The sequence below is a fragment of the Sorangium sp. So ce295 genome, assembly GCF_051527405.1.
In the GTDB taxonomy this organism is placed as follows: domain Bacteria; phylum Myxococcota_A; class Polyangia; order Polyangiales; family Polyangiaceae; genus Sorangium; species Sorangium cellulosum_B.
This window is the reverse complement of the sequence record NZ_CP150324.1, coordinates 6,276,648-6,292,789: the sequence shown is the minus strand read 5'-3', so window position 1 is coordinate 6,292,789 and position 16,142 is coordinate 6,276,648. Positions and strand designations below refer to the sequence as shown.

9 protein-coding genes are annotated in these 16,142 nt (G+C 71.9%); 6 read left to right on the top strand and 3 right to left on the bottom strand.

Annotated features, from left to right (window positions below; translation table 11 throughout):
* The first annotated feature begins 47 nt into the window (after nucleotides 1-47).
* Both WMF11_RS23725 and WMF11_RS23720 read left to right on the top strand, forming a co-directional pair.
* Nucleotides 48-5,450: a hypothetical protein gene (locus WMF11_RS23725; RefSeq protein WP_437979022.1), complete on the top strand. Its 5,403-nt coding sequence runs from the start codon at nucleotides 48-50 to the stop codon at nucleotides 5,448-5,450.
* Entirely contained in the window at nucleotides 5,440-6,438 is a 999-nt protein-coding gene (locus WMF11_RS23720) for a S66 peptidase family protein (RefSeq protein ID WP_437910706.1), read from the top strand. Before WMF11_RS23725 ends, WMF11_RS23720 begins: the two co-directional genes overlap by 11 nt.
* A gap of 44 nt (nucleotides 6,439-6,482) precedes the next feature.
* Here the strand turns inward: WMF11_RS23720 and WMF11_RS23715 are convergent, their stop codons facing one another.
* Nucleotides 6,483-7,409 (bottom strand): lysophospholipid acyltransferase family protein, encoded by a 927-nt coding sequence (locus WMF11_RS23715; RefSeq protein WP_437554969.1) that lies wholly within the window; start codon nucleotides 7,407-7,409, stop codon nucleotides 6,483-6,485.
* Between the two features lie 99 nt (nucleotides 7,410-7,508).
* On the opposite strand from WMF11_RS23715, the gene WMF11_RS23710 reads away from it, so the two are divergent.
* From WMF11_RS23710 to WMF11_RS23700, 3 genes are all read left to right on the top strand, one after another.
* The gene (locus WMF11_RS23710; protein ID WP_012236892.1) at nucleotides 7,509-8,474 is read left to right on the top strand and encodes an NAD-dependent epimerase/dehydratase family protein; all 966 of its coding nucleotides are present in this window, start codon (nucleotides 7,509-7,511) and stop codon (nucleotides 8,472-8,474) included.
* 8 nt (nucleotides 8,475-8,482) lie between these two features.
* A complete protein-coding gene (locus tag WMF11_RS23705; RefSeq protein WP_437910705.1) occupies nucleotides 8,483-9,148 on the top strand; it encodes a class I SAM-dependent DNA methyltransferase in 666 nt (221 codons plus the stop codon).
* Nucleotides 9,149-9,234: 86 nt separating this feature from the next.
* Nucleotides 9,235-10,536: a hypothetical protein gene (locus WMF11_RS23700; protein WP_437979021.1), complete on the top strand. Its 1,302-nt coding sequence runs from the start codon at nucleotides 9,235-9,237 to the stop codon at nucleotides 10,534-10,536.
* Between the two features lie 255 nt (nucleotides 10,537-10,791).
* Here WMF11_RS23700 and WMF11_RS23695 read toward each other — a convergent pair whose 3' ends face one another.
* Together WMF11_RS23695 and WMF11_RS23690 are read right to left on the bottom strand one after the other, a co-directional pair.
* Nucleotides 10,792-11,799 (bottom strand): hypothetical protein, encoded by a 1,008-nt coding sequence (locus WMF11_RS23695; RefSeq protein ID WP_437979020.1) that lies wholly within the window; start codon nucleotides 11,797-11,799, stop codon nucleotides 10,792-10,794.
* Between the two features lie 30 nt (nucleotides 11,800-11,829).
* The gene (locus WMF11_RS23690; protein ID WP_437979019.1) at nucleotides 11,830-15,024 is read right to left on the bottom strand and encodes a TonB-dependent receptor; all 3,195 of its coding nucleotides are present in this window, start codon (nucleotides 15,022-15,024) and stop codon (nucleotides 11,830-11,832) included.
* A gap of 266 nt (nucleotides 15,025-15,290) precedes the next feature.
* Here WMF11_RS23690 and WMF11_RS23685 point away from each other — a divergent pair, with 266 nt between their 5' ends.
* On the top strand, nucleotides 15,291-16,082 hold the full coding sequence (locus WMF11_RS23685; protein ID WP_437979018.1) for an energy transducer TonB: 792 nt from the start codon (nucleotides 15,291-15,293) through the stop codon (nucleotides 16,080-16,082).
* Nucleotides 16,083-16,142 lie beyond the last annotated feature (60 nt).

The window sequence follows — 16,142 nt, the reverse complement described above, 5'->3', positions numbered from 1 at the left end:
CGGAGGCTAACGTGTAACTTCGCCGCGCACCGATGGATCCCCGTGAGATGGAAACGCTCGTCCAGCGGCTCGTCACGAATCCGCATGACGGGGAAGCCCTGGCGTATGCTCACCGAGCCGGGGAGCAGGACCCACGCTCGTACGCCATGCTGCTCGAGCGCGTCGGCAGCTCCACCGCAGATCCATCGTACGCGGCGCACTGGCTGAGCGAGGCCGCGAACGTGTGGTCGACCACCATCGGCGACGCGCACCACGCCGCGCGGACGCTCATGATCGCCATCGACAAGGATCCGACGCAGCGGACCGCGGCGGAGCGGCTGGCGCAGCTCTACCGCGACAAGGGCGATCAGAAGGCGCTCGTCGCGCTCCTGGAGCGGCTCGTCAAGGCGCTCACGCCGCTGCTCTTCGAGCGGCCCGAGGTGCGCGCGCAGGTCTCGACCCTGCACGAGGAGCTCGGCCGGCTGTGGAGCGAGCCGCCGCTCTCGCGGCCGGAGCGCGCCCTCGAGAACTGGCGCCGCCTGGCGGAGCTCGATCCGCACAACGTCTATGCCATCTACGCGGCCCGCGAGATGCTGAAGGCCCAGCAGCAGTACGCCGAGGCGATCCCGTACTTCGCGATGGAGCAGGCGCTCGTCGACGACCCGGATCGGCGGCTCGCCCTGCTGCGCGACGAGGCCGACATCCGGCGCCGCGCCGGCGATCTCGCGGGCTCCACCGTGGCGCTGCGGAACGCGCGCGCGTTCGTGCCGCACGACGTGGGGCTCGTCCAGGCGCTCGGCGTCGCCATCGTCGACCGCATCGAGGCGGGCGAGCCGGTGCCGCAGCCAGAGCGCGACGAGGCCGCGGAGCTCTTCGTGGCGCTCGCGGAGACGTACGACGGGGAGTACGGCTACTCGTACTCGGTGTACGCCCTCCGCGCGGCGCCGGGGCACGATCGCGCGATGCAGCTCGCCGACCATTACGGGAAGCAGCTGGGCCGCATCGCGGAGCTCCGCCCGCGCTACCTCGCCTACCTCCAGGTCAACCCGAACGGGTTCATGGCCCCCGAGGCGCGCAAGCGGGCGTCCGTGCCGCCGCCCCCGCGGCTGCCGTCGGCGCCGCCGCCGCCCCTGGGCGTGGCTGCCGCGCCAGCGCACCGGTCGTCGGTGCCGCCCAGCGCGGGTGCCGCCCATGCGCACGCGTCCGTGCCACCCTCGGGCGTCCTCTCGTTGCCGGCTGCCGCCGGCCTGGTCGAGCCGGGGGTGGCCGCGTTCGCGCCGGCGTCTTCGTTCGCTCCCGCGCCGGGGTCGACGGCGCCGGACACGCTGGCTTCGCCCGTGGATGACGCGGCGCCGGCCTCCGGGGGGGCGTACGGCCTGGCCGGCGCCGCGCCGGCGCCCGATGCCTTCGGCGGCTCGGCCCCCTCGGAGGCGCTGCAGCCGCCGAGGGAGGAGCCGGCCGAGCTCCGCAAGCCGCTGACGCTCGCCAAGCTCCGCGAGGTGCTCAAGGGCGAGCCGGCCAACCCGGACGTGCTCGCGCAGGTCGAGGAGCAGCTGCGCCAGAAGCGGATGTTCGTCGAGCTGCGGGACGTCCTGCTCGCGGCGGCGCGCGTCCCCGAGGCGCCCGTCGAGCGCAGGAAGGCGCAGCTGCGCGACGTCGCCGGGCTGTGCGAGGCGCAGCTGCGCGACGTCGACTCGGCGGTCCAGGCCTGGAAGCTGCTCTCCGAGCTCGATCCCGGGGACGCGCAGGCCCAGGCCGAGCTGAGGCGGCTGCTCGAGCAGAGCTCGCGGTGGGATGACCTCGCCGCGCTCCTCGAGCACGACGCCGCCGCGACGCCCGACGTCGCGCAGAGGGTCGAGATCGAGAAGGCGCTCGTCGTGCTCCACGAGCAGAAGCGCCGCGACCCCATCGCGGCCGCGGAGGCGTGGGTGCGGATCGCGGGCCTCACGCCCGACGACGGCGCGGCGCTCCTGTCCGCCGTCAAGCTCTTCGAGCGCGGCGAGCGCTTCGATCTCGCGGCGCGGGTCCTCGCCGACGCGACGTCCTGGTTCAAGGGGAAGCTGAACCACGGGCCGCTCCTTCAGAAGCTCGGCGAGCTCCGGATGCGGCTCGATGAGCCGGGCGCCGCGGGCGACGCCTACGGCCAGGCCGCCGAGCTGCTGCGCCAACCGAGGCTGTGGGAGCTCGCGCAGAAGGCCTACGTCGCCGCGGGGCGGCTCGCCGAGGCGGCGAGGGCGCTCTGCGAGCGCGCGCTGCTCGCGGACCGCAAGGCGCGCCCGGCGCTCCTCGTCCAGGCCGCCGAGCTGCTCCTCAGCGCCGGGGACGTCGACGGCGCGCTCGACCGCGTCGAGCGCGCCGTCGAGATCGATCCGGCGACCGACGCTGCCCCCGCGATCGAGGATCTCTACCGGCGCGCCCGTCGGTGGCCCGAGCTCGTGCGGTTCCTCCTGAGCCGGGCCGAGGTGCTCGGCGACAGGGCGGAGCGCGTCGCGGCGCGGCGAGCCGCGGCGGCCCTGCAGCGCGAGCTCGGCGATCGCGACGGGGAGCGCGCGACGCTCACGCTCCTGCTCGCCGACGGCGATGACGCCGAGGCCATCGAGCGGCTGGCCCAGGACGCAGGCGAGCGTGGCGATCACCAGCAGGGCGCGGAGCTCCTCCGCAAGCTCGGCGATCTGACGGACAGCGAGCCCGGCAAGATCTCGCTCGCCCTGCGCGAGGCGCGCATGCTCGCGGAGGGCCCCGGCGACCTCGAGGCCGCGATCGCGCGCTACGAGGCGGTCGTGGCGACGCTCGATCCGCAGAACCGGATCGCGCTGCAGGGGATCGCCGACCTGGAGGAGCGGCGCGGCAACCCGAGGGGGGTCGCGGGCGCGCTCGAGCGTGAGCTCGTGCTCGTGTACGGCCACGACCAGGTCGACATCGCGCAGCGGCTCGCGGCGCTGTACGAGGGCCCGCTCGACGATCCGCGCGGCGCCGTCCGGGCGCTCGAGATCGTCCACGCCGTCGAGCCGGACGACCTCGACGCGGTCGCCCGGCTCCTGCGGCTCGCCGAGCGGCTGAACGACTGGCCGAAGGTCGCGCGCCTGATGGCGATCCTGATCGAGATGGAGGGCGACGACGACGAGGCGTCGCAGATGACCCGGCGCCTCGCCGAGATCCTCGACCAGCAGCTGGGCAAGAGCGACGAGGCGCTGGCGCTCCTGGAGCGGCTCGCCGATCAGGGCGACGAGCCGTGCCGAGAGGCGTACGTCGCGCTCGGCGATCGGCACGGGTGGAAGGGGATCGTCGCGACCAAGCTGGTCGCCTGGAACGAGTCGGTCGCGCGCGCGGGGCGCGAGGTCGCCCTGCGCGGCGCCTTCGAGCGGTTCGTGGAGGTCGGTCGCCAGAAGGACGCCGCGCGCGTGGCGATGGAGCTCGCGCGCTCCCGCACCGCCGACGCCGGTCTCGCGGAGAAGCTCGAGGCGATCGCGGTGGAGCTCCAGGATCGCGAGGCCCTCACCGTCGCGCACGAGCTCCTCGCCAGAGATCTCTCCGGCGTGGCCCGGGCGGCCGAGCTCGTGCGGCAGGCCGAGGTCCGGGTCTCCGTCGGCGCCGATCCGCTGGAGTCGATCCACCACGGCGAGGGCGCGCTCGCGAGCGTGCCGACCGCCGAGGTCGAGCCGCTGCTCCAGCGGCTCGCGGCGCTGGCCGAGGCCCCGGGCCTCATCATCGACCTCTTCGAGCGCCAGGTGAGCCGGTGCCGCACGCCGGCCGATCGCCTCGCGGCGCTCGTCCGCGCCGCCCAGATCGCCTGCGAGCGCGGCGCCACCGACCGGGCGAGGAGCTTCTTCGAGCTGGCCCTCGGCGGCGGCGTCCAGGAAGAGACGATCGCCACGCTCGAGCAGGTGGCGCGGGACGACGACGAGCGGTCGCGGTCGACGGCGCTGCGCGCGATCCTCGCCGAGGCGCTCGCGGCCGGCGGCCAGGGCTCGCGCGACGGCGGCCGCACCCGGGCGGCGCTCCTGCGCCGCGCGGCCACGATCGCCTACAAGGATCTCGGCGACGTCGACCGCGCCTTCGGCTGGCTGGGCGGCGCGGTGCTCACGCAGGTCGACGACGCTTCGCTCGACGCGCTGGAGGCCCTCGGGCGTGAGGTGGGCGACCTGCCCCGCGTCGGCGCGACGCTGGACCGCGCGCTGGACGAGGTCTTTGACGGCCCGCTCGTGCGCAAGCTCCTGCAGCGTCGCGCCAGGCTGCGGCGCGACGTGCTCGGCGACCGGCAGGGCGCCGCGGCGGATCTGAAGAAGCTTCACGATCTGTCGCCCTCGGATCAGGACGTGATGAACGACCTGTCGGGTCTCCTGCTGGAGCTCGGCGATCACCGCGGCATGATCCAGCTCTACGAGGACCAGATCCTCCGCGGCCGCGATCCGGCGCAGCGGGCGGAGCTCGCGCGCAAGGTGGCGCGCCTCTGGGAGGAGGAGCTCGGCGAAGCGCGCGAGGCGGCGGACGCCTGGCGCCGCGTCCTCCGCATGAAGGCGGGCGATCCGGACGCGACCGCGGGCCTCGAGCGGGCCAAGACCGGGAAGCTCAAGCGCACCCCGCCGCCTCCTTCGCTGCCGACGCGCGCGCCGGGCCCGCCGCTGACCGAGCCGCCGCTCGCGCCCCGGGCGCCGGCGCTCGAGACGCTCGGCCTCGAGGCCGGCGCGGTGGCGGCGGCGAGCAACGGCTACGCGGCCTCCGAGGCGCACGAGGGCTCCGAGGCGCACGAGGGCTCCGAGGCGCAGCCGGTTGCGGAGGCGCAGCCGGCGGCGGAGGCGCAGCCGGTTGAGGCGTACCCGGCGGCGGAGGCGCAGCCGGTTGAGGCGTACCCGGCGGCAGAGGCGTACCCGGCGGCAGAGGCGTACCCGGCGGCGGAGGCGTACCCGGCGGCGGAGGCGTACCCCGCGGCGGAGGCGTACCCCGCGGCGGAGGCGTACCCCGCGGCGGAGGCGTACCCGGCGGCGGAGGCGTACCCCGCGGCGGAGGCGCTGTCGGCTCCCCAGGCGCAGCCGACGGACGCCGCCGCCTCGCAAGCGCTGCCGGTCGAGCCGGAGCAGCAGGTCTGGGCCTACGGCGTCGCTGCGCACGCCGACGCGGGCAGCGGCGCTGCCCATGGCGATGTGGTTCTGCGCGAGGGGCAGAGGCTCCCTCTGGATAGCGCCACCCAGGTCCTCCACGTCGCTCCGGCTGCGTATTCCGATGCGCCAGCCGCTCCCGCGCAGTGGTCGGAGCTCGACGCGCACGCAGGGCCCCCGACGCTCGGCGACGTCGACAACGGCGAGGCCCATCGAGCGCACGATGAGGCGCCCCTCTCGGCCCCTGCGCTGCCCGTCGCGCCCGCTGCCCCCACGGCGCCAGTCGTGCCGCCCTTGCCTGGCTCCGACGCGATCGACGTCGACACGGATGCGGAAGACGTGGAGTTGATCGACGACGACCCTGGTGCTCGCTAGCTCTCGCCCGCCGATCCTGCCCCCGGCGCTCCGGCCGGGCGATACCGTCGCGGTGATCGCCCCTTCCAGCCCGTTCGAGCACGTCCTCGCGCGGGTCGGCATCGGCTGGCTCGCCCAGCGCTACCGCGTCCTCTTCGACGCGGGCGAGGGGCCTCCGCCTCCGTTCGACGGCGACGGTGATGGCCGGCGCGGCGCCCCGCCATCGCTGTCGGCGCCCTCCCATCACGGGCTGTTCGCGCGGGCCGGGTACCTGGCCGGCAGCGACGCCCGGCGCAGCGACGAGCTCGCCCGCGCGCTCTCGCACCCCGACGTCAGGGCCATCTTCGCGGCCCGCGGCGGCTACGGTGCGAACCGGTTCGTCCACCGGCTCGACTGGAGCGCCCTCGCTGCGCACCCCCGCTGGATCGTCGGCTTCTCCGACGTCACGGCCCTCCACGTCGAGGCAGCGCGCGCGGGCGTGGCGTCGCTCCATGGCATCCATGTCACCGCGCTCGGGCGCGGCGACGCCCGCGCCCGCGCCGCGCTGATCCGCGCCCTCGAAGATCCGCTGGGTGAGCGCCGCTTCGACGGCCTCACCACGCTGCGTGCCGGGGTGGCCGAGGGGCCGCTCTTCGGCGGCAACCTGGCCCTGCTCCACGCCTGCGCCGCCGCGGGGCGGCTCCGGGTCCCGGAGGGGTGCGTCCTCCTGCTCGAGGACGTCACCGAGCGGCCCTACCGCATCGATCGCATGCTCGCGACGCTCGAGGTCGGCGGCCACCTCGCCCCGGCCGCGGCGGTGGTCCTCGGCGACTTCGATCAATGCGCACCAGGCCCCGACGGCATCACGGTGGACGAGGTCCTCCGCGACAGGCTGCTCCCGCTGGGCATCCCCGTCGTCGCCGGGCTGCCGATCGGCCACGGCCATCGCAACGAGCCCGCCATCCTCGGCGGCCTCGCGCGCGTCCTCGCGCACGGCCCCGACGCCGCGGTCACGCTGGCGGGCGCCTGAGCGCCCGCGCGATCACGCGATCACGCGGTCACGCGATCACGCGATCACCAGAAGACGCTCTTCCGCTCCTTCAGGCCGCGGTTCAGCATCGACTGGATCCGACCCTTCACGAGCGCCACCTTCTCCTGGATCACCGCGTCGTCGTCGTCGGGGTCGCCGTGGAACGTCATCGGCTCGCCGAAGTAGATCCGGTATCGGGTCGGCAGCGGCATCTGGCCGCCAGGGAGCAGGAGCTGTGGGATGATCGGGAACGTCGGCATGCCGAGCGCCTTCGAGACCGACTCGAGGTTGCCGAGCGAGATGTACTGTTCCTCGCCCCCGATGACCGCGATGGGCACGATCGGCGTGTCGGTCTCGAGCGCGAGCCGCATGAACCCGAGCCCGAAGTCGAGCAGCTGATAGCGGCTGGAGAACCCCTTCGAGATCCCCTTCGTCCCCTCCGGGAACACCAGGATCGCCGCGCCCATGTCGAGCAGCCGGCGCGCGTTCTCGGGGACGCCGACCACCTGGCCCACGCGCGAGAAGAAGGTCGCCACGAACGGCAGCGTCTGCGTCCACTTCTCGACCATGCTCCGCATCACGCGCGGCGGCTCCGCGTCCAGGAACAGCGAGGCCGCGATGAGCATGCCGTCGAACGGGAGCTGGCCCGAGTGGTTCGCGATGAGGAGCACACGGCCGGGCGGGACGCGCTCGATGCCGAACACCTCGGTCCGGAAATAGAAGCGATGAAAGAACGCGGCGACCCCGACCGCGTACTTCGCCCACTCCCGGTCGAGCCCGAACGGGTCGACCCCGTCCGCCGCGTGAGGCAGCGCGACCCGGCGCAGACGGTCCTCGAAGTCCTGACCGAGCAGCCGGATGGTCGCGTCGTCGATCGTGCCGCGCAGGCTGTCGACCCCGACGCGCGCCAGCGGCAGCGCGCTGTGGGTGACGAAGTGGCTCAGCCTGGCGAGCGTCGTTCTGCTGGCCATGAGCGGCGGACGATAGCAAAACTCGCGTGGGCCTGCACCGGCACGAAGGGCTTGACCATCGGCCTCCTCGAAGCGACCGTCGCTCCGATGAGCGAACGAATGCTCGGTCGAGGCCGCCGTCCCGCCGCGGACACCGATCCGTCCCTCCGGTCCATCCTCATCACCGGCATCTGTGGTCGCCTCGGGCGGCGCCTGGCGCGGCGCCTCCACCGCGAGCGGCGCGTGATCGGCGTCGACCGGCGCAGCTTCGAGGGGCGCCCCAAGGACATCGAGCATCACCAGATCGACATCCGCCGCAAGAAGACCCAGGACATCTTCCGGCAGGAGCAGCTCGCCGCGGTGGTCCACCTCGGGGTCATGCACGATCCGCGGGTGAGCCAGATGGAGCACCACAGCTGGAACCTCGCCGGGTTCCAGCGGCTGCTCGAGTTCGTCGCGCAGTACGACGTGCCCAAGCTCATCGTGCTGTCGAGCGCGAACGCCTACGGGCCGCGCCCCGACAACCCGCAGTTCATCACCGAGGACGCCCCGCTGCTCGGCGGCGCGTCGTTCAGCGAGATCCGCGACCTCATCGAGGTCGACATGCTGGCGCAGTCGTTCTTCTGGAAGCACCCCCAGACCGAGACGGTCATCCTCAGGCCGGTCCACATCCTCGGCTCCGTGCGGAACGCGCCGTCGAACTACCTCCGGCTCAACGTGATCCCGACCCTCCTCGGCTTCGACCCGATGGTGCAGGTCATTCACCAGGACGACGTGGTCTCCGCGATCCTCGCGGCGCTCCGCCCCGGCGTGCGCGGGATCTTCAACCTCGCCGGGCCCGCGCCGCTGCCGCTCTCGCGCGTCATCGAGATGACCGGCCGGGCGCGCGCGGCGATCCCCCACTTCGTCATGCAGACGATCATCCCGCGGCTCTGGCGGTTCAGGGCGACCTCGTTCCCGGCCCCCGAGCTCGATCACATCCGCTACGTGTGCATGGTCGACGATCGGCGGGCGCGCGACATCCTCGGCTACACGCACGAGCACGACATCCAGGAGACCGTCCAGGCGGTCGACGACATCACCTGAAAGGCGTCATGAAGCGAGCGACCCGGATCGAGCGGCTCGTCGACTACTACGAGGACTTCGCGCCCGACTACGTCTCCACCTGGAAAGACATCCAGCACTACGAGAAGCCCGTGCGCGCGTTCCTGCGCGAGGTGGTCGCCGACGGCGCCCGCGTGCTCGACGCGGGCTGCGGCCCGGGCCACCTCACGCGCGATCTCCCGCCGTCCGTGGAGGTCGTGGGCTTCGACATCGCCGAGGGGATGCTCGAGATCGCGCGCAAGAAGCGGCCCCACGGCGCCTATCACCGGCACGACTACCACCTCCCGATCCCCCGCTCCTGGGGGCGGTTCGACGTCGCCCTCGCGCTCGGCACCCTCGAGTTCTGCGACGATCTCTCGCTCGTGCTCAAGAACCTGGCCGGCGCGATGCGCCCCGGCGGCCGCCTGCTGGTGAGCATCGTCGAGCGCAGGCCGAACGTCCGGCTCCACGAGCGCCACGCGCGCCCGCTCTCCGACGCCGAGCTGACCGGCGTGAAGATGTATCTTTACACCTTCGCCGAGCAGACGGACGCCATCCTGGGTTCTGGCCTCCTCCCGCGCAGCTACCGGCTCCACCCCGGCTGGCGACACACCGAGTACGACGTCGACGTGCTCTACGCGCTCTGGGACCTCGAGGTCTCACGCGGCGGCCGGTGATCACCCTGGGCAGCGCGGCGAGCCTTTCCGCGCCGGGCTGTCCAGGGTATCTCGTGGAGAGTCGTGGAGAGGAGAGCCACGGTTCGATGGACGTGAAGCTCGGCGGCACCTTCCTGACCTGCGCGATGGGGCCGCTGCACCACGCCGGCGCGTGCATGCAGGCGAGGCGGGTGCCGGAGGGGCTCCGCGAGCTGGCGCCGGAGGGGCTCCTCGGAGGCTTCCAGCGCGGCGTCGATCAGGCCGCGAAGCTCGCGGGCGTGCGCCGGGAGGACGTCGAGCGCCTCCTCCCGATGGCCGACGTGCGCGAGGCCATCGAGCGGCTCGGCGACAGCCAGTCCGAGGCGCTCGTCGCCTGGGATGTCTACGCCGGGCGCATCGGCGGGCTGCTCGAGGGCGTCGCCGAGGTGACCGACCACGGTCGGGCCCCCGACGCCGGCATGTGGCTCGAGCGGCTGGCGAACAAGGTCCGGCGCGATCGCCCGTTCGCGGAGCCGCTCCAGGTGCTCGCCGAGGACATCGCGCAATGGCAGGCGATGATCGGCCGCTGCCGCAAGCTGCTCGACGAGAGCGGCGGCGGCGCGCTGGCCAAGGCGTATCGCCGGCGGAGGCTCCGCAGGATCGCGTCGATCGTCGTGTCGGCGCTCGTCATCGTCGCGGCGCTCTCGGTGATCGTGCGGCTCCGCGCCGCCCGCGCGCGCGTCGACGCGGTCCTGGAGCGCCCGGAGGTGTGCGCGGTCCGCGACATCGCAAAGGACGATCTCGGCCGCGCGGCGAGCGAGCAGCAGCGGCGCGTGGCCGCGCGGCTCGAGCAGTGCGCCGCGGTGGAGGCCCGCGAGGCGCACGAGCGCGAGGAGCGGCTGCGCGCCGAGGAGAGGGCCCGCGAGGAGCAGCGGCTGCGCGCGGAGCGCGACGAGAAGTGCGCCGCGCTCGCCGTGCGGTTCAAGGCGGGGGCGTTCTCGGACGACGACGGCAAGATCGCCGGCGTGGAGAAGGATCTGCTCCGGCGGATCGCGGGGCGGAGGCTCCTCGCCACCGACGTCGGGCCGGTCGGTCCGGCGCTGCCGTGCGAGGGCGCGCGCGGCGGCGACGAGCTGCGCGCGGCCTTCGCGGACGCCCTGGTCGCGTCGGTCTGGACGTGGGCGCCGGCCGCCGATCCCGGCCCGAAGCTCGGTGATTTGCTCGTGGCGCGGCGCGCGGAGCTGCCCCCCCGCGCGCAGACGATGCTCGGGGTCCGGACTGGATACGAGTCCAAGCGGGCCATCGTATCGGGCGATCCTGCGGCGCTCGGGCGGGCGTCGCGCCTGTGCGCGCTCACGACGAAGCTCGAGATCGCGAGCGGGGCGGGCTGCGCGGCGCTGGCGAGGCTGGCCGTCAAGCCCGCGCCGTGAGCCAGCGATCCGAGGGATCGCGGCGTGAGCTGCGCTGATCTCGGGGCCGCCGGTCGGGCGCGTCGTCGCGGGCGCGCATCACCGCTCGCTCGACCATCGACCATCGACGGCGCTGCGCGGAGAACGGGGGCTCTTCGAGCCCGCCGCCTTCGGACGACCAGGGATGCGCCTGGGCGATGACGTTTTACGGGAGGTGAGGGGAGAGGGGCCGGAGGAGCGCAGGCGGGGCGATGGGCGCCCCGTCCGCCAGGTTGCCTACTTCAGGGCGGGGATGGAGTCCGCGTCGAGCACGCACAGGCCCGCGCTAGCGTCGCACTTCACCTTGAGCTCCGGGGAGATGCGAGGATCCACGCAGAGAGCTTCATCGACCTTGTCCGTGGGGATCGGAGCGCCTCCGGGCTCGGGATTCGGGGCGTAGACCCGACAATCGATCGCCGGCCAGACTCCGACGACCTTGTACGTCGCCGAGCAGCTCTCCTCCGAGTAGGTGACCTCTGCCTCGAATTGATTGCCGAGGTTGGCGGCTGTCACGTACACGCGCATGTTGCGCCACTCGAGCTTGTGCGATCCCAGCGCCACCGGCGGTACGCCGCCGCCTTCCCCACCGCCGCCCTCGCCCGCACCGCCACCGTCGCCGGCACCACCGGCTCCGCCAGCGCCGCCTTCCCCGGCGCCACCAGCACCACCGGCTCCGCCAGCGCCGCCTTCCCCGGCGCCACCGGCACCGCCAGCGCCGCCCTCGCCGGCACCACCGGCTCCGCCCTCGCCGGCTCCACCGGCTCCGCCCTCGCCGGCTCCGCCCTCGCCGCCGGCGCCGCCCTCGCCGCCGGGCAGCAACACCACCTCGGCGGAATCGAACGTCGGAACCGTGCAGATCTCATTGTCATCCGGTTCGCGCGCGGTGAAGGCACCGATCGCGAACGGGTTCAGATCCGGGTTCGGGTCGATCGCGGCGCCGCCGCGGTACCAAGTGCCGAATTCCAGGGTCTGGATCGCGACGCGCTTCGGGTCCGCGTCGGGGAGCTGGTCGCCATTCTCGTCCCGATCGTACACCTGCATCCCGGCCAGCTCGACAGTCCCGTCCTTCCGAGCACAGGGGCCCTCGGCATCCCCGTCGATCCGGGTGAACTTCGCTGCGAACGGGGACGCAAGGGCGCCGCCGACCGTGCACTCGGGCTTGGGCTGCGAGCAGCCCGGAGACATCGCCGCGAGCGGTGAGAGCGCCGCGAGCCCTGCCATCCAAACAAGCCATCGCTTCTTCATCGCTTGCATCCTTTCCCGCGCGCGCCGCGCCTAGAACGTCACCCGCGCGCCGAACCGGAACTGCCGCGGTGTCTGGAACTGCGTCGGCTCGCCGTAGTTCGGGTTCACGGCCTTGGGATCGAGCGGCTCGCCGGTGTTGTGGTTCTTCACGCACGTCGGGCCGTTGCTCGGGTTCAGATCTTCCTTCGTTCCACCGACGCAGGGGTCGACGTACTCGGCCGTGTAGCGCTGGTCCACCTGGACGGTCTCCTGGAAGTTGAAGATGTTGAAGACATCCATGGTGACGGTGAGCTCGCTGTCCTTCGCGAGCTTGACCGAATAGCCGATGTGACCGTCGATGTTGTGGATCCAGGGGAGGCGGCCGCCCTCGCCTCGAGGCAGGACGAACGTCTCGTCGGGGCCATACAGGTAGTGCGCTCCCCAGGTGTCGATGGGGGCGCCGGAGCGGGACCTGTACGTGAGGCCGAGGTCGAGGACCATTCCCTTCGGGAGCTCGATCGCCTTCGCGCCGTAGATCTTGATCTCGTGCGTGTTGTCGCCGGGCAGGGCCCCGTCGCGGTTGACGAGGAGCGACGCGAGATCGAACTCCGTGTTGATGTTCGGATCGAGCTGGTCGGTCTCGGGCTTGAAGAGGCCCGGATAGTTGCCTCGCAGGTACGACAGCGTATAGCTCACCTGGGCGAGCCACAGGTCGGAGAAGGTCTTGTTGAAATAGAGGGTCAGCGCGTCGTAGTCGCGCCTCGCCTCCGGGAAGTCCTTGGCGATCCCCTTCCCGGGGTTGCCGAGGAAGTAGGTGTTCGCCTCGTCCCGGCTCATGTCCTCGATGACGTTGTTCATCCAGCGCTTCGTGTACATCGCGCCGACACGCCCGTTCGGGAGGATCTCGTATTCGCCGCCGAGCACGAGCTCGTCGGACGACTGGGGCTCGATGTCCGGATCCACCGGGGACTTGCCGCCGCCGAACGTGAACCAGTTCTTGTTCGGGTCGTGGTTCAAGGCCCCTGGGGCGCCGAAGGCCTCGTCGAGCGGAACCCGGTTGTCGTCACTCCGGCACTGCCCTGCGCCATAACCCGTCGCGTCCTCGGGATTCCCAGGGTTACAGCCGCTGGCACCCCCGCGGTGGAAGGAGCGGGTGTACCGCTCGTTGCCGAACGCGCGATCCAGCATGTCGAGGGGGACGCTCTCGTAATACCGCGCGTAGTTCGCGAACACCTTCGACCGGCCCTCCTGCGTGATGTCGTAGACGACGCCCACGCGCGGAGACCACTGGTTCGCGAGCGCCAGCCCGAGCGCGCCGTCGCTCGCGTACAGGTACTGCGCGTCGTAGCGCACGCCGATGTTCAACGTCACCCGGTCGAGGATGCTCCAGCTGTCCTGTGCGAAGGCGCCGATCGTCGCGCCGAGCGACGACACCGTGAGCTTGTCCTGGATCACATAGTCCCTGGCGCCCGGGCCGGTCGACAGGCCGTCCGGGCCGGTCAGGAAGCCGAACTGTCGCTCGTCATGGGAGGCTTCCCACTCTCCCTCCTCCACGTAGGTGGTGCCGCCCGCGTACGCCTTGATGTGCTTGTAGGTCGTGATCTCTCCGTCGATGCCGGCCTTGACCACGTGGTGCCCGAGCCCCTCGAAGATGCTCGTCACCATCGCCTTCAGCTGGAAGCGGTTGAGCGCGGCGTCGTCGATGAAGTCGGGGCCGCCTTGCCAGTACTGGCGCACCGCGCAGGGCACCGCGGCGATCTCGCCGGTCTGCGTCGTCAGCGGCTTGCACATGGCCCGGGCCTCGGGCGAGAGGTTCTCGAAATCGTCGATCGAGTACGGGTTCGGGGAGTACCGCTGCCAGACCATGAGGGGCACGCCCGCCAGGCCCTCGCGCGTCCCGAGCTCCGAGCCGTCCGGGGGCAGCCGCGCGCTCCGCTGGTTGTGCCAGCCGAGGGTCGCGTCGAGGAGCAGGGTCTTGTTCTTGAACGCAGACGACCACTTCAGCGCGACGTCGGTGGACGACGCCACGTACTCGTGCGCCATCGCGCCGTACTCGCCGATGATGTTGGAGAGCTCGGTCACGCCCTGCTGCGGGTCGAACCCGAACGCGCCATTGCCGCCCGAGGTGGAGGGCGAGCCGTAGACGGAGAGCGCGACGCTGTGGTCCGGATCGATCTGGTAGGTCAGCTTCCCGAGGTACTGCAGCGTCTGCTCCTCGGCGCGGTAGAAGCGCTGCGTCCCCGGCAGCCGGTCGACGACGTTGAGCCCGGTCGCGCGATCCGTCACCGGCTCGAACGTGGTGGGGTCGTAGCGCGTTGCGAACAGGTTGCGCTCCATCGAGTAGCTCTTGAACGCGAGATCCGCGCCCGCGTAGAACCAGAGCTTGTCCTTCAGGATGGGGCCGCCGACCTCGAACCCGTAGTCGCGGATCGACGACAGGGTCTCGTCCGTCTGGATGGTCTCGCCCTGGCGACGGACGGCCTTGGGCGCGCCCTCGAGGACGCCGGGCGTGATGTTGAAGAAGACCGAGCCCTGGAACGCGTTGCCGCCGCTCTTCGTGACGACATCGAGGACGCCCCCGGTCGCGCGGCCGAACTCGGGCATGTACCCGCCGGCGATCACGTTGACCTCCTTGATGAACTCCATCGTGAGCGGCGTGCCGACGATCCCGTAGGCCGGGTCGTTCACCGACAGGCCGTCGATCACGTACTGGTTCTCGGGGGAGGAGGTGCCGGCGATGGACGTGCCGAACTCGTCGGCCTGCGCCCCGGGGACGGTCGCGGCGACCGACTCGAAGGAGCGGGTCGTTGCGCCCTTCCCCGTGGGGGGCGAGACGGCGATGCGCCGGGTGAAGTCCTGGGTGATGCTCTGGCTCACGCTGCTCGAGCCGACGTCGACCGTCGGCGCGCGGCCGACAACGACGATCTCCGCCGCCTTGAGCGCCTCCGGGAGCAGCTCGACGTTGACGCGGATGGTCGTCGCGGCGCGGACCGCGATCCCGCCGCGCGCGTACGGCTTGAACGCGTCCTTTTCGAAGCGCAGTGTGTAGTCGCCCGGCGGCAGGTTCGGGATACGGTACTGGCCAGTACCGTCCGTGACGACCAGCTGCTCCCCTTGCAGCGCTGGCGATGTCGCCGTCACGACCACATCGGCGGCCGGCGCCCTGTTCGACGCGTCGACTACCCGCCCGAGGAGCACACCGCTGCCCGTCTGCGCGAACGCAGGGTACGCCGTCAACAAAGTCATCGCGAGCAGCAGCAACGCCGCCCACGGCCCCAACGGCGCACGTGAGCGCCCTCCGTGTTCCAGCCTCTTTTCGAGAAACTTCACGGAATTCCCTCCAGAAGTGTATGCCCCTCGAGTCCTTCCTTACCCTAGACAGGAATCGCGCCAGACAATAGACTTTTTTGTAGGACTCGCTCGCTTGTACACTCCGGGTAGGCGCCGCACGCTTCCATACGTCGCGGCTTCTCTACCTCGATCGGCTCGAGTCCTAGGAGTTACGACCCCTCATGTTCGACTCGGTACTCGGTCGCGCTACCGCCACCCAGGGGCGGCTAGGGACGGGGACAGCGCTCTCCATCGTCGCCCACGTGGCGATCGCGGGCGCCATCCTCTGGCAGGCCACGCGCCCCCGAACCGAGAAGCCGAAGGACGTCGAGGTCACATTTTTCGCCCCGGCGCCGCCGCCCCCTCCGCCGCCGCCACCGCCGCCTGCGGGCGGCGGCGCGAAGCGCCCGCCGAAGGTGGAGCGCGTCGAGCAGCCGAAGCCCGTCAAGACGCCTGACACCATCTACGACATGCCGCAGAAGCCCAAGGCCAAGGCGCCTGAGCCAGAGCCAAAGCCGGAGCCGGTCAAGGAGGATGCGCCGGAGCAGCCGGGCGGCGTCGAGGGGGGAGTCCAGGGCGGCGTTCAGGGGGGCACCGTCGGCGGCGAGGTCGGCGGGCAGATGGGCGGTCAGCTGGGCGGCAAAGTCGGCGGCCAGGTGGGCAGCACGGCGCCGCCGCAGAACGTGGTGCTGGCGTTCGGCGCCGGAATGGAGCGTCCGAAAGAGGTCTCAGGTTGCAGGCCCAGCTTCACGCGCGAAGCGCTCGCCGCCAGGGTCGAAGGCCTCGCGCTTGTCAAGTGCGTCATCACTCCTGCGGGCAAGCTCACCAGCTGCAGGATCGCCAAAGGCCTGCCGCACATGAATGAGGCGATCCTGAACACGCTGACGACGACCTGCCGGTATACGCCCGTGATCTATCAGGGACGCCCCGTCTCCGTCGACTACACCATTCCCATCAGGCTGAAGATGCCCTGAAGGCGGCCAGACGAGACGGTATTGTTGCGAGGGCGGAGCACGTAGTAGAGAAGGGGACGT